Origin of the sequence: uncultured Fibrella sp., assembly GCF_964250085.1 — a bacterium.
Taxonomy (GTDB): domain Bacteria; phylum Bacteroidota; class Bacteroidia; order Cytophagales; family Spirosomataceae; genus Fibrella.
In genome coordinates, this window is the sequence record NZ_CAXUEC010000001.1 from 648,907 (window position 1) to 664,238 (window position 15,332).

At 53.2% G+C, this 15,332-nt stretch carries 8 protein-coding genes; 1 reads left to right on the forward strand and 7 read right to left on the reverse strand.

Annotated elements, in window-relative coordinates:
* Positions 1-7: 7 nt before the first annotated feature.
* From ACFE8Q_RS02650 to ACFE8Q_RS02660, 3 genes are all read right to left on the reverse strand, one after another.
* On the reverse strand, positions 8-994 hold the full coding sequence (locus tag ACFE8Q_RS02650) for a bifunctional heptose 7-phosphate kinase/heptose 1-phosphate adenyltransferase (RefSeq protein ID WP_375443802.1): 987 nt from the start codon (positions 992-994) through the stop codon (positions 8-10).
* Between the two features lie 108 nt (positions 995-1,102).
* A complete protein-coding gene (locus ACFE8Q_RS02655) occupies positions 1,103-2,119 on the reverse strand; it encodes a YpdA family putative bacillithiol disulfide reductase (protein WP_375443803.1) in 1,017 nt (338 codons plus the stop codon).
* Positions 2,120-2,216: 97 nt separating this feature from the next.
* A complete protein-coding gene (locus ACFE8Q_RS02660; RefSeq protein WP_375443804.1) occupies positions 2,217-6,644 on the reverse strand; it encodes an SdrD B-like domain-containing protein in 4,428 nt (1,475 codons plus the stop codon).
* A 287-nt stretch (positions 6,645-6,931) separates the two neighbouring features.
* Here ACFE8Q_RS02660 and priA point away from each other — a divergent pair, with 287 nt between their 5' ends.
* Positions 6,932-9,376: a primosomal protein N' gene (gene priA, locus ACFE8Q_RS02665; RefSeq protein ID WP_375443805.1), complete on the forward strand. Its 2,445-nt coding sequence runs from the start codon at positions 6,932-6,934 to the stop codon at positions 9,374-9,376.
* A 10-nt stretch (positions 9,377-9,386) separates the two neighbouring features.
* Here the strand turns inward: priA and ACFE8Q_RS02670 are convergent, their stop codons facing one another.
* The 4 genes from ACFE8Q_RS02670 to ACFE8Q_RS02685 all read right to left on the reverse strand — a co-directional run bounded on the left by ACFE8Q_RS02670 (position 9,387) and on the right by ACFE8Q_RS02685 (position 15,303).
* Entirely contained in the window at positions 9,387-10,352 is a 966-nt protein-coding gene (locus ACFE8Q_RS02670; RefSeq protein ID WP_375443806.1) for an SGNH/GDSL hydrolase family protein, read from the reverse strand.
* Positions 10,353-10,369: 17 nt separating this feature from the next.
* Positions 10,370-12,922 (reverse strand): glutaminase domain-containing protein, encoded by a 2,553-nt coding sequence (locus ACFE8Q_RS02675; protein WP_375443807.1) that lies wholly within the window; start codon positions 12,920-12,922, stop codon positions 10,370-10,372.
* Positions 12,923-13,309: 387 nt separating this feature from the next.
* Entirely contained in the window at positions 13,310-14,593 is a 1,284-nt protein-coding gene (locus tag ACFE8Q_RS02680) for a D-alanyl-D-alanine carboxypeptidase/D-alanyl-D-alanine-endopeptidase (protein ID WP_375443808.1), read from the reverse strand.
* A gap of 227 nt (positions 14,594-14,820) precedes the next feature.
* Positions 14,821-15,303: a hypothetical protein gene (locus tag ACFE8Q_RS02685; RefSeq protein WP_375443809.1), complete on the reverse strand. Its 483-nt coding sequence runs from the start codon at positions 15,301-15,303 to the stop codon at positions 14,821-14,823.
* Positions 15,304-15,332 lie beyond the last annotated feature (29 nt).

The following is a 15,332-nucleotide window of genomic DNA, read 5'->3' on the forward strand; positions in this document are numbered from 1 at the left end:
CGATTGCCTAAATACCCAGCCGGACAGCCTCCTCGAATAGCCGGGTTTTGTCGATGGGCACTACGCCGACGCTTTCGCAGACGAGGCCACCACCCAGGTTCGAGAGGCCCGCAATGCGTTGGGGAGATTGCCGGAGCGCCACGCAACAGGCCGCAATGCTGATGACGGTATCGCCCGCCCCCGACACGTCGGCGATCTTGCGGACATGGGCCGGTAACTGCACCTGCTCGCCGTTCAGGTCGATGAATACGCCGCGTTCAGAGAGGGTAATCAACGTACCCAGTACGCTCATCCGGCTTTGCAACTGGGCTACTATGTGCGCGAGTTCGCCGGGCTCATCAACGTTGAAATCAACCTTGAGCCCCTCTTTCAGTTCCTTCAGGTTTGGCTTGAAAAGGGTCGTGTGCTCATAGTCAAGGAAATGCCGTTTTTTTGGGTCAACAACCGTAGGTACGTTCTGCTGGTTGGCGAAAGCGGTGATTTCGGCAATGGCTTCGTGACTCAGAACGCCTTTGTCGTAATCTTCAAAAATAACCACCTGGCAACTCGGAATCAATGATTTAGCGGTGGCAATAAGCTGGGTACGTTCGGCGTGGGTGATGTACTTATCCGTCTCGGTGTCCACCCGAACTACCTGCTGCGAACCGGCGATGATGCGCTCCTTGATGGTTGTAATACGCGACGCTGACCGGATCAAGCCGTCGCAGTTCAGGCCGCGTTCGATCAGTTGCTGGTGAAGCTGGTCGCCCGCCAGATCCGTACCAACAACGGAGCAGATGATGGCTTCTGCGCCCAGCGCCTGCACGTTGAGCAGCACGTTACCGGCACCGCCCAGACGAACTTCGCGCCGGTTGACCGTTACGACCGGAACCGGTGCTTCGGGCGAGATACGCTCAACACGCCCCCATACGTAGGCATCGAGCATCACGTCGCCAATGACAAGAACGCGCAGGGTACTGAATCGGGAAAATAAATCGGGAAGGGAGGTATTCATTCAACAAAAATAGTTCTCTGTTTTCAGTCCTCTGTCTTCTGTTGCGCGGCTAAGGCACAAATTGCTGGATTAGCCGCGCAACAGAAGACAGAGGACAGAGAACTATTTTTAGATTCGCTGCACCAGTTCGTTCACTTTGTGAATCTCCCGGCCCATCATGTGGTCGATGATCGCCTGGGCATGTTCCCGGCCATTTTCGATAAACACTTTTTCCGTGAAGACACCAGCCAGAACGGTTCCGCAGACGTAGAGGCCAGGTACGTTGGTCTCGAAGGTGGTGCGGTCGTAGTGCGGAATCTGGGTTTCGGGGTCGAGTTCGATGCCGCACCGTTGCAGCAACTCGGCGTCGGGGGTATAGCCTGTCAGAACCAGCACAAAGTCGGCAGGGAGATTGGTTATTTCGCCGGATTTAAGGTTGTGTACCCGCACATAATCAGGCCCGATGCGGGTGGCGCAACTGTTGAATACCGTTTTGATCTTTCCTTCTTTCACCCGATTTTTCACGTCAGGAATGAGCCAGTATTTCACCGTCGACCGGAAATCCTCGCCCCGGTGAACGACAGTTACATCTACATCGTGGCGGTACAATTCCAGGGCTGCCTCAACCGCCGAGTTGGAGGCCCCGATGATTACTACGTTTGTAAACGAGTATTTAAACGGCTCGTCATAATAATGGGAAACCTGCGGTCCGTCTTCGCCAGGGATACCGAGCCAGCGTGGCCTGTCGAAATAGCCCGTGGCCATAATCACCTTGTAGGCGTAGAAAACGTCGTCTTTGGTGGTAAGCACCCGAAACACGTCGCTCTGTTTCTGTACGCTTTGTACTTCAGTGAAGACCTTTGTTTTGAGGTGATAATACGCTGCCACCTTGCGGTAATATTGCAGGGCCTCGTTCCGGTTTGCTTTTACGCTCGAAACGGGAAATGGGATACCACCAATCTCGATGTTTTCGGCTGTTGAAAAGAACCGCATCAGTTTCGGATACCGTCGAATGGATTCGGTAATGCTGCCTTTCTCCAGGATCAAATGGCTCAGTCCACTCTTTGCTGCTTCGATACCTGCTGCCAGGCCGCAGGGGCCACCACCCACAATAAGTACGTCGAGAGGTTGCGAGATTGTTGTCATATTGGCGGAGATGTAGTCACACGTTCTGAAAGGTAACGCAAAAAAACACCCCAAAGGTTTGTTCTTCGGGGTGTTTCGGTTCAACAGCCAACATCAGTTACCGGATACGGGTGGCCTGAATCGGCACACATTCGGTTGGCCTGACAGTTACGGTCAACGCTACCGCCGGTCGGCAGTCTGGCTGGCCAATCACCTGTGCAGGGGTAGGGCTGATTATGGCGTAGATATAAAACGTTTGTGCCGTTGTGGTTGCCAGGTAGGGGGCCAGCACGCTGGATAACAACACGACCTGAGTAGCATTAGTGGGCGTAACGGTGCTTAGTATGGTTCCGCCTGTATACATCGCAGTCCCCGACTGGGGCGAGGTGAATTTTACAAACTGAACCTGTTGATTTGGCCCAAATGGGCTACTCTGGCTAGCCGTTACCGTAACAGACGAAACCTGATCAGCCGAACACACCGTAAGCGAAGCGGTGCTGATCGTCAGCACTGGACAGGGGTCATTCGTTGGCCCTTCCACAACAACTTCTATGAAATCGGAGCAGCCGGAAATCAGATCCGTTACGGTCAGTTTATAGAGTCCTTCGGTCTGAACCACCGGAAATTGTTCGGTACTGGTGAAGCTGTTGGGGCCCGTCCAGAAGAAGGAAACACCGCTTGCATCGGCCGCCAGCGTTACCGAACAGGTTGGACATTGTTTAGCACCACCGATGGCATCCACGAACGGGAGCGTGAGGTCGCCCTGGGTAACACTACCCGTCGTTGGCCCGGAAGCAACCGTACAGCCATTCGGGAAAGTGATATAGGCCGTGTACAGACCAGCGGTTGTTACATTGATTGGGTTGCTGTTGCTGGTGAAGCTGGCCGGGCCAGTCCAGCGAACGGGGTACGGCGACTTAACGCCATCTACGCTGGCTGTCAGCGTTACCATCGTTGTGCTGCAGGTCAGTGTTGCGTTGTTGACCAGCACTGTACCAACGCCTTTATCGTCCAGAACAGTCACTAAGCGCGGCTCGCCTGGGCAGCCGCTCAATGAGCCGGTCAGCGTATACACGCCGGGAGCACTTACTACCAGACTAGTGGCGGTAACGCTGGTTGGTGCCACCGGGCTTTTCCACACATAGATGGCTCCGGCCGTTGGGTTTTCAGCCGAGAGCGTTGCCGTTTGTTTTGCGCACGTGAGCGTAGTGGACAAAATATTGGACAAACCGTCGATGTCGATAGCGATGAATGGCGGCGTATTGGCTCCCTGCTTCACATCTACTGTGGCCGAAGCGGCTGTACAGCCATTGGGGAACGTAACGGTAGCGGTGTATAAACCCACAACGCTGGTAGAGAGCGGGTTTGCCGTACTGGTGAAGTTAGCTGGCCCCGACCACAAAACAGGATAAGCCGAAATCACCTGGTTGACCAGTGCGGTCAGCGAGGCTACGGGGCTTGAGCAGGATACCTCTGCACCGGGCACCGTTACCGAAGCCGTTAGTTTATCGTCACTTACTGTGGCGGTTACAGCATCACCGGCGCAGCCATCCAGCGTACTGGTGAGGGTATAAACGCCCGGTGAGCTAACGGCTATCGTTGAACTGGCTGTGCTGGTGCTGCCGGGCGGGCTTAGCCAGACATACTGGGCTCGTGGGGTTGGGTTCTTCGCCGCCAGAACCACAGTAGGTTGTCCACAGGTGAGTGTAGCAGAGGCTGTCAGTGCTGAAATAGCTGGTTTGGGCAGAACGGTCAACTTTGAGAGCGAAGCAACCCGGCATCGGGGGTCGGCGGGAGTAGGGTAAATAATGCCGTAGACGTAATACTCGATGGGTGCGCCCGACGGGTTGGCTGTTGGAATAGCCGGGGCCGTGAGCGAGGTGACATACGATGTTGGGTCAGTTGGTGTGAAGGTGGCCAGGACTTGCCCTCCAGTATACATAGCCGTGCCACTTTGCGGCGTACTGAAGTAAACAAACCGAAGGTCGTCGACCTGCGAGAAGTTAAGCCCCGTAACCGGAATTTCTGGAATCGTGCCTGCATCGGCGCAGACTGATAATGTTTCGATGGTGCCCACAACGGACGGGCAGGAGTAAACGGATAAGTCGTAGTTGTAATTATTTTCACCGAAACTGCCCGTTGTCAGGCTGATTACAGCGTCTGACCCAATAATGGTTGCGTCGCTATCACGGGTGGAACTACCCACTGCCGTGCCTTGTGTTTGCGGCGAAATGTAATAATCGCGCGTTACTGTTGCTCGCCGGGCATTCCGTTTAGGGCCACCCTGGGGTGTAGAAGCACTAAGGTCAAGGCTTGGTAGCTGCGCTACATCCATCCGAACCTGGTAGTTCTGGTTGACCTTCATGCCCGTAGGTACGTTGCTGTTGTTGAACACATACAGGCCACCATTGGCTGTAGTAGTGCTGGCAACCAACGTACCTGTTCCGCTGCTGCCCATGTCGAATAAGCGCAGAACAATGCCATCGACGCCCGGTTCGTACGCATCCTGAATGCCATCACGGTTATCATCGAACCAGACGCGGTTACCAATCTCGATGGGGGCGGGGTCGCACAGGATTTTGCCGTCGCCCAGGCCCGATACTTTACCGAACGTACCTGGTGCATTAAAACCGAACAGCGCATAGTTTCGGCGTAGAGTTCCATCCAGATTACTCATTACGCGCACCCCGCCCGATTGATACACGTCGGTGATTGGATCGAAGACCGAGGTCATAATTTCATTGCTGCCCGGGCGAAGCATCAGCGACCCATTGGTTATTTCATTATGCCCCGGTTGACCTGCTACATTGAAGTACCACTGGTCGTTGAAGTAAAACTCGCCACCACCCGGCCCCTGACTGTTACCAACGCCCGCAACCACATACGTACCAGTTACTGGATTGTAGGGCGGCGTCAGGCTCTGGCCTGAACCAGGAATTGTATTCGAGCCTGCGGTACGTCCCCCAACAGACCCGTTAGACTCCAGGCGGTAGGCAGAATTGTTGGGGGCAATGAGGCTGGCCCGCAGTATATCACCGCCCGTAAATCCGTTGTATGATCCCTGCCCGGCTGGATTATAATTCTGAACCCCGGCCAGGTGACCAAACCGGTCGAGCATACCGATGATCATATCACCGTTATCATCGAAGGCCAGATCGGTAACCATCGGTTGTGGCCACACGACAAACTGTCCGGTGCTGTTGCAACCCATCGGGAAGTCACTATTCCAGGGAAGCCAGTATTTGAAGTTCCTACAGTCGTCGGTCATGTCAGACGATCCCCGTTCAAATGTTAGGGGGAAACTCAATACGGTCTGGAAAGTAGCGGCGGCACCCTGCCGGGGATCAATTCGCATGATGATGGCTTTCAGACCTGCGGTATCAGGCAATGTGGCCGTCATTGCGGCCATTGCTGAGCCGGACTGAGAGATTTTTGAGGTCCGGTTTTCACCCGAACAGACACCACCTATATACACGTGCTTGCGGTAATTGTAGATAGCCCAGGGCCGGAAGTCACCGTTAGGGCAACCCGACTGGTCGATTGGCCACGATTTTACATCCGATGGGCCGGGTTTGCGGGCAGGTGAATCAATGAAGACGCCGTATAACTTACGGTCGAACATGTTCACGGCATACAATGTCTTGCTATCGTCAGACAGATCAATGCCGCCCAGGCCAATCTTCCCTATTGTCGACATCGGACCGGGGTCGCTGCTGGGCTGCGTTTTGTCGGGATTGAGCCCTGAGTGAGGGTCCGCTCCGGTTGGAATACCCAGATCAGCCTGGAAATCGAAAAATGGAGCCGAGGTGGCCGTGGGAAGATCCGTGATGTAGATGCCACCAGTTCCTAATGAGCCTAAGCCTGCATGTCGTTTGATGGTAGCGCTGCTCAGCACCTTTTTCTCAGTGCGCAGGTAGGCTACTCCCCAAACGGCCCCTATATCGCTGGCCGATGCCAGATGCGTAGGCGGAAAGTTGGCGGCGCTGGCTAAGCCTGTAGCATCAATGGAAAAAGAGACCAGGACGTCGCCCCTGGCTGCCTGGTTAGCAGGGTCTACCGGGCCATTGGCGTTGGTTGTCGTGAGTGGGTTACCGTTTACAAAACAGGGCATAACGATCTGTACCTCACCATTTTGGCAGTATTCGGTTGGGTAGTTGACACCACAGTTGACATTGGCGGCGGGTGCCGATACAAACCGTAAGTTTGTTTGGCTGTTAGGGCCAACCGGGCCGAAGAAAAAGCCTTCGTCAATTGTCGCAAACTCGATTCGTACCTTTGCCTGAGGTGGAATCTGCCCGGCCGAGAAGGCGTAGCCACCTGCTGCGTCTGTGGTAACACTTATGGGCGTGGTGCTAAAATTAACGTAGGCGTTTACCGTTACCCGGGGAACGCCCGGCTCAGTTGGTAAGTTGAGTGTCTGAGTGCCACTAGCGTCAAAGTCCCGATAAACAGTCCCGCTGATTTGTGCGTGTGTTGTTGAAAAAGAAAGTAAAAATACTACTCCCGTCAGCAATCTGTTTAGTGAAAATAAGTAAAAATCTTTCATTTAAAAAGGCTGTTTCACGAATACATTTAGTGTAGACTAGACCACAGGCAGAAGGATACATACAAGCAAGTAAGCCGACCCTTGTATTGGGTCGGTTGATTATTAAGTAACATTCTGTTCTTTATGAGTAGGGGTAATGCTCACCTGTGCGACAATTTTCTTGCCAGTCCGTTAACCTACTGCATCAACGACTCACCTTTTTATCATTATAGTAACTAATAGGTTTGACTAATACGTTATTTTCATATACAATCGGGGAAGAGGTCACATTATTTGTCGACCTCATATTGCCTGTTCCCGTCCCCCGTTTATTTACTTATAGAGTAAAGAGGGAAATGGCCAGCCTCATCAAAATTGGGGCCAGAGTTATCGTACCCTTCGGAAAAAGTAGAGTAATCACTGCAGTAGTTGCCAGTCTGCACAACCACCCGCCTCAGAATTACCAGGCCAGGTACGTCCTTGAACTGCTCGATGAGTATCCGCTTGTAACGGGCTATCAACTGCAACTATTCACGTGGATGGCCGAGTACTACATGTGCTGTATTGGCGAGGTGATGAACGTGGCCCTGCCATCAGGGCTGAAAATTACCAGCCAGTCGAAAGTGCAGTATAATCCTGATTTTGAGCATCCTGACCTGCTTACCGAACAGGAAGTAACCCTGCTGGAGGAGCTACAAAAACACCCTTCCCTATCGTATGAAGAGTTGGGTCGGCTGGTGGGTGAGGTCAATGTACCACCGATTATTAAGTCATTGGTTGGAAAGCGGGCGGTTATTGTTTTTGATGAAGTGAAGGAAAAATACGTCCCGAAAATGGTGCGTAAAGTGCGGCTTCACCGAACCTATGAGCAGCCCGAACAACTGCTGGCATTACTGCAACGGCTGGATAAATTACCTAAGCAACAGGAAGTGGTGATGCGTTACCTTCGTCATGTACCGATGCAGCGAAACCCGGCCCTCAACGAAAAAGGACTCGACAAGGGCATTCTGAACCAGGACGATGAACTGTCGCAATCGTCGCTGGGTACGTTGGTGAAAAACGGCGTCTTCGAAACCTTTGAACTCATTCAACCCCGGTTCTCCGACACCTTTTCGCCCCAGAAAGAGATCATCCTGACACCCGCCCAGCGGGTGGCTTCCGACAGTATCATGGCTGAATTTGCCCAGAAGAATATCGTACTCTTTCACGGCATCACGGGTAGTGGCAAAACGGAAGTTTACATCGATCTGATTCAGAAGGTGCTATCGGGTGGTTCGCAGGTTATGTATCTACTGCCCGAAATTGCCCTGACCACCCAGATCGTTGTTCGCCTGCAAAAAGTATTTGGCGACAAAATGGGCATTTATCACTCTAAATTCTCTGATAATGAGCGAGTTGAAGTTTGGAAAGGTGTTGTGTCCGGTCAGTTTCAGTTTGTGATCGGTGTACGGTCGGCAGTGTTTTTGCCCTTCGATAACCTGGGCCTGATCATTGTCGACGAAGAGCATGAAACGTCGTATAAACAACATGACCCTGCCCCCCGCTACCACGCCCGCGACGTAGCCATGATGATGGCGCACTGGCAGCAGGCAAAGGTATTACTGGGCTCGGCTACACCCTCGATCGAGACCTATTACCAGGCCAAACAGGGCCGCTATGGACTGGTTGAACTCTTTCAGCGCTACGGCAACGCCAATCTGCCGTTTATTTCGCTGATCAATATCAAGCAGGAGCGCAAACAGAAAACGATGAAGAATGAATTCTCGTCGGCGCTCTATAATGCCCTGGCCGACAACCTGGAACGGGGCGAACAAAGCATTCTGTTTCAGAACCGGCGGGGATATTCGCCCTACCTGCAATGCGAAGACTGCGAATGGACCAGTCAGTGCCTGAACTGCGCCGTTAGCCTGACCTACCACCAACGCGCCGCCGAACTGCGCTGCCACTACTGCGGTCATAAGGAAGAGGTACCCAAGGTGTGCCCCACGTGCGGATCGACCAAGGTGCGGACGGTAGGCTACGGGACCGAGAAGCTCGAAGATCAGTTGCAGATTCTGTTCCCTACAGCCCGTATTCAGCGGATGGACCTCGACACCACCCGCGCCAAGAACGCTTATCAGCAGATTATCAGTGAATTTGAAGGAGGCAACGTCGATATTCTCGTTGGTACGCAGATGATTACCAAGGGCCTGGATTTCGACAATGTGAGCCTGGTTGGTATTTTTGATGCCGACCGGATTATCCGTTTCCCTGAGTTCAGGGCAACCGAGCGGGCCTTTCAGATGATGACCCAGGTAAGTGGTCGTGCCGGCCGCCGGGCCGATCGGCAGGGACGCGTACTCATTCAAACCAGTGACCCCACGCAGGTAGTGCTCCAGAAGATCATCGACAATGATTACCTCGGCCTCTACGACGAGGAGATCATGGAACGTCGTGATTTCAACTACCCGCCTTTTTCGCGCCTGATCAAGCTGACCGTCCGCCACACCGATCAGCGCGTTAGCAAGAAAGCGGCCGAAACGTTACGGGCAAACCTGGCTGCGCAACTCGGCGATGAGCGCGTGCTGGGGCCGGAAGAGCCGCTGGTGGAACGCATTCGCAATCAGTTTCTCTACGATATCCTGATCAAACTCGAACGGGAGAAGATCAATTTCAAAGCGGTAAAAGCGTTTATTCAACGCTGTATCACCGATATCCTCACCGACAAAGGCCTACGCGCCGTGAGCGTAATCATCGACGTAGATTGCCTGTAATCTCAGGGTTCTACCGTAGCAGTGCTCTGATCTGCCTGTCAAGTTCGGCGGCTTTGGTGTTGGCTTCGTTGAGGGGCAAACCGATTTTCATGCCGGGGCGTTTATGGCCAGTGGCCGTAAGCCAGGCGTCTTTCATAAGGGTTTGACGCTCAGAAACGAGCGTCAACACCTGCGTTGCGTTCGGAATCATGGCCATCGCGGCCTGAATAGTTGGGGCGGCGGCAACAGCTTTTTCGCCCAGGTCGAGCAGGATGCTTTTCGCCATAATCCAGTGGCCAACTTCGCCGGGATGAACGCCGTCGTCGGCCAGTGCAAAACCGGAAATGGTAAACGTTGAGTCAACCGTCCGGTGCGCGTCCAGAAACCGCTTCATGGGGTAATGCACATCAATCACTGACCAGTTTTGGGTCTTCTTCTGACTTAGCAGCCAGTCGGAATACCGGTCCAGTACAGCAGCGTAACCTGGCTTATGACCGCGTAGCTCATCGAAAACGGGTGGTGTGAGGTGAATGATCTGCGCTCCGGATTTTACTATTTCGCCGTGTAGCCAGTTGATTCCGTCTTTGAACTGTTGAAACCGCCCGTCGTTGAACGGCAGGTAAATGCCGTCATTCATGCCATAGCTGGCAAAAACGAGGTCTGGTTTGGTCAACGCCAATACCCGCGCCAGCCGTTCGTGCAGATCGGGCCGTGGGAATTTACCGCCTGCGTGCCCCTCTTCCGAAAGGCCGGAAACGGTTTCGCTGGGTAAACCAACATTGATGAACTCAAAACCCTGCTGCGGGTAGCGTGCGCTGAGGTAGGCGTCGATGTAGGTGATGTACGTACCTGCGTAGGTAATACTGTTGCCCAGAAATACCACTCGGTGAACAGTGGCCGTAAACGGTGATTGGGCGTACGTTAACGTAGTAAACAGCCCGAAAAAGACAAGGCACAAAGAGCGGGTGAGCACAGTAGCGGCACGGTGGTTCTTCATCGCTGAGAAAGCGTTACCTAATGGGCAGCTACTGCTTTATCAGCAGACCGATACGAGCTGGTCATGCGTACCCGTTCGGTGCCGAATTTTGTTTCCAGCATCTTCATATAATACCCGCCAACGACTGATCTGGCCTGAAAGCCAACCTGTTTCGCATCGGTAGTTTCGTGCCAGTCGGTGAGCGGCACCCGCGAAGGTGTTTCGTTGGCAAACTTCCAGATGGGGGCTACAAATGCCTGAAAATCCTTGTCCGAATCGGCCAGTGTAGCCGTCCATATAATCCAGTCCGACTTAGTGTAGGTCTTACGGCTGTCCAGCGGCAAGCCATAGGGTTGCTGTTTGGTCAGATAAAACGCAACTTCTTTTTGAGCCAACGCTTTCGGAAAGACGTTCATTGCCAATAGCTTATCCCACACGAGGTTGTACTTCTGGCTCCAGGTATCGTCTTCATTGCCGAACGTAAGATCGGAGTGTGCCTTTGCGCCAGGCGTATGATCGGTGGCCAGTTGCTGCCAGTGGGCTGCCATGTCGCGGGCGGTTTTCAGGTACGTTGCCGCTGTTTTCTGATCGCCCAGTTTAGCCGCCAGTTGGCCGTAAGCAGCAATGCCCAGAATAGCCTTGGCCGACAGATTCGCGTTGCGCGCCAGATGACCGGCAAAGTCGTCGGTGCAGAGTTGATTTTTAGGGTCGAAGCCTTCTTTACGGAGGTAGTTGACCCAGGTGGTGAGCACTTTCCAGTGTTGCTTGGCGTAATTGGTGTTACCCTCCGCTTTAGAAATGGCCCCCATCAGCAGCAGCATATTGCCGCATTCCTCCACCGGCATGTCTTCGCCATAGGTTTGTCCGTTGGCAATTGGGTACGTTCCCACGTCGTGTGCCGCGAACGGTTTCTTCCACCGGCCACTTTCTGAATACTGAAAAATGGGCTCCATCATGCCTTTTAGCAGTGCGGGGTTGTAGAGCAGAAACAGCGGAGCCGACGGGTAGGTAATATCCACGGTGCCGATTGAGCCGTTGGAAAAATTCTCCTTCGAGAAGAAGAACAGTTCTCCTTTTGGACCAGCGACGAGTTTATGCGCGGTGATAGTTTGGCGGTATGCCAACGCGCATAGATCTGCGTACTTATTTCCCCCCGCTTTCCGGGCATCGGCATAGAGTCTGGCATCAAAGGCAGTGCTCTTCTGCCGAAGCCGCGTATAATCGTTCTCGGCAGCCTGCAGCAGGGTGGGCATGTTCATTTTTTCGTTTCGATGCCACCAGGGACGCAGATTCTTGCCGAAATATTGCACGGAATACACATCGTCATAGGCCAGCATAATGTGTTTTTGAACCGCCGACGTACCTACAGAACCAACCGGAATAGTAACCGCCAGGCCAAAGTCACGCGCCGCTCCGAGCGAAGCCTTGCCCGGCGGAACGGTGCCCTGACTGGTGAACCGCTTTTTCAGATCACTCAGTGAACCCGCCGTCAACTGTGCTTTCATTTGTTGTGAAACGGCCAGATAGGCGTAACCCCAGTCAATACGGACATCATCCCCCTTTCGCCCCAGCACAGGCTGCTTCTGGGTGCCGATCGTTAGCCAGTTTAAACCTGCTGTTTTACCAACATCAACCACAACCTCCTGGTCGGCATTATTGGTGGCCAACGTACCCGACGCGCCAACATACAACTGGACTAGATGCGGTTTGCCATCGGCCGATCTGGCGGTGAAGGTCAGGTACGTTATTGGGCGGGCTACAACGTCCAGTTCATCCAGTAACAGCGGCGACAGAAAATTAACGTTCAGTATAACCGGACCAGCCTTGAACGTATAGTCGGTTTGGGTGGCCGATACCTTAACTGCCGTTTGCGTAGCGGGTGTAATCGTTGCCGAAACAACCGGATTCACAATGCCCACGTCGATAAACGAACCGGCATAGGGGCTAATGCAGTGGACCGCCAGCACGTTTTTGCCCGGGCGCAGGGCCTTTTGCCCCATTTTCGACAAAGGCAGGTAAACGTAGTCATTGCGGTAACCCGATTTGGTTTGGATGCGGATACCGTTCAGGTAGATGGTGACTTCGTCGTCGTGGTAGAGCGAAAGCATGAAATTGGCGGGGTCCGTTTTTCCATCGTAAGTAAATTCGCGCCGATAATAAATGCCGTTTTTATGCGTGTCCCGGTTCTGCCAGTTTGTTTTGGATTCGGGTGTATCGCCAAATGGGCCGGGGCCGGTTTTCCAGTTCGCTGCCTCAAAATCGAGTTCGTTCCAGTTGGCGCCGGGCCGGTCGAACGTGTACCTGGTAGTGTATGCGTTCGTCGATTCGCCGCTGGGTAGAATAGGTTGGTAAATGGTTGGTGAGGCGCCTAGAAACTGGTAGGCCTTACCATCAACCCGTACTATGCCTTCCAGTGATTGGGGTTTACCGGTCCAGTGGCGGGTGGGCGAGTCGGTGAGCTTATCGGTCATGCTCCAGACGCTAAAATAGGGGTCGTGTGTAATCAGTGGGTAGGCGGGTGGTCGCAGCGTTTGGGCATGGCTAAGACCTGTTAAGGAAAGCGCAGCTAACAGTATGACGTGGAGATACATTTAAACGTTGATCTTATTAAGGAAAAAATATAACTTAAAACTGTCCAGAGACCCAGTTGTGCCCGACAACTTTATTTAACGCGCCATAGAAAATGCCATGATTCGTAATGTGGAACAGCATAGGGAAGTAGCGTATATCGCGTTGCACCTTGTCGAAAAGTGATTTATCGCCAATTGGAATGAGCGAACGGTGCCTGAGCCGAGGCTGGTTTTAAGGGGGTGAACGTTGCACCAGACAGGTTGGCTGGTAAGGAGCAACATGTAATAAGCCAGCCAACAACGCAACACCTACACCTAGGTACGTCTGATTACGTAAAGACGCAACTTTTTCAAATTACTCTTTTATCATATTTGTACTGCTGGTTGGAGAAAAGCCTTCCTGAGGGCTCAGAATCGCTCGTGAATCGTCTTCAGTAAGTCGCCCGTTCGGCGGCGCATCTCGCTGACAGGCTGCGTGAAATTGTTGTGCATAATGCTGAAATATAGCAGCTTACCGCGTCGGGTCAGTACATAGCCGCTCAGGTTATACACGCCCGTCATCGAACCTGACTTGGCAAATACATACGGCGTAGCACCCGATTTGATCGACCGCAACGTACCTGACTGACCAGCAGCGGGCAGCAGCGTAAACAGGCGTTCCTGTGGTACAAGGGCCTTTATTTTTTTCAGTAGCTCAATCAACACAGTTGGTGTGAAGAGGTTGTAACGTGATAAGCCCGATCCATCCTCCCACCTGGCGCTGCCTGTTGGGTAATGCAGGCTGTCGGCCACACGGCGTAGCTCTACCGACGGGGCGAGCATGGCGGCGTTTCGTTCGGCAGAGGCCATGAACAGCATCTGCTCGGCAAACTGATTGTCGCTCACATGCAGCATTCGTTTGTAGAGCGAATCAGTTGGGAAACCGCGAAGGAGGTGGGCGTCGGGCGGTACAGTCATCTGAACAAGGCTAACCGACCGGTGAAGCGTATCGGCCAGCAACTGAGCCGCCAGCTTCGGCGACCAGCGAAACGGCACATCCTGGCGGGCGGCCCGGCTCGTTGCAGGCTGCGTAAACTGATTGCTGAACTCGTTCCGCCGCACGTTGTTTCCCGAACCCGCAACGCGAAGGCTATCGGCGAACCGGTGTGGGCTAACCGTACTAACTGCCGATGCCGCCGACGTAATGAACCGCACTACGTTTCCGAACAGGGGCAGGGGAGCCAACTCGGCTGAATAATCATCGTTGTAATCATCCCAGGCCCAGCCCGCCCCAAATCGGGGGCCATTGTAGTTCGCCGGGGAGAAAAAAAGCTGCTCTGGCCGACGTCGTAGAAAAGCTATCAGTGTGGTGTCTGGCAGATCGGGGTGCAATGCCAACGGGTTGCCTGTTCCCCAGAAAATCAGCGAGTCGGCCTGATTCACGCCTTTTCTGACAACGTACCTGAGCGTCGGTAACGAGTCGTGCAGGGTGAGCAGGCCAGCGTAAAAGCTAAACAGTTTGGTGTTTGAAGCAGGTGTAAATGGTTTGTCGGCATTGTGGGCGATCACTGTTTTCTGCCTGACCGGATCATAGAGCGCCACCCCCGTGAAATGGTCGGTATACGCCGCATTTGTCTGTAAATCACGGCTGATACGCCGGGCCGGCGAACAGCCAACAATGACCAGTACAACCAGCCATATATATGTTTTCATAACCAAAGCTATGCACCGATTTTGGTAATTTACTGTGCTGATAGAGGATAACATGGCCGCATGTGGGTTGTAGGCTGACGCACGCTGGCTTTGCTGGTTGCGCCCTGGGCTTGTCGAAGGACCTGCAATAAAAAAATAGGTTCATCAGGTTGCCGGTTTGAACGTGGTCACAGCGTTACCCTGCTTTTTTGAAGGCTATCTACAGTGGCAGCACAGACCTGGTACAGTCAAGCAGGCACATCCAGGTGCTGATTGATTGCGTTTAGTAGCTCGGCGGGCCGCTGTGTACCAATCAACAACCGACTTCCGTCGGTCTTCTGGACTAAAAGGCCACTGTTTCCTTTGGCGTTATAAACGGTTCCATACTCGGCTGTGAAGCTAATGCCGTAGCCAACAAACCCATAGCTGATAATCTTAACATATTTGACCTCCTGCCATTTGACCACTGTGTTCCAGACAGGGAAATACTTCAGCCGAATTCCGTCGGTAGTTACTTCAGTGGTCAAGGAGCAGGCTAGCACAAGCGTGATTGCCGTAACGGGAAGCAGGGCCACAAACAGCAAGCCGCTACTGGAAATAGGCTTGTCGCCGATGGGATGACCCAAACCAATTTGCGAGACAAGTGCCCATGCCCCCAATCCTAAAAAAGCAGCAAGCAGCAGCAGAAGCCACCATTGGTTCATGCGTTGAATTTCTTTGTACGAACTCATAGCCAGGTAGTAGGCTTACGAATCTTACT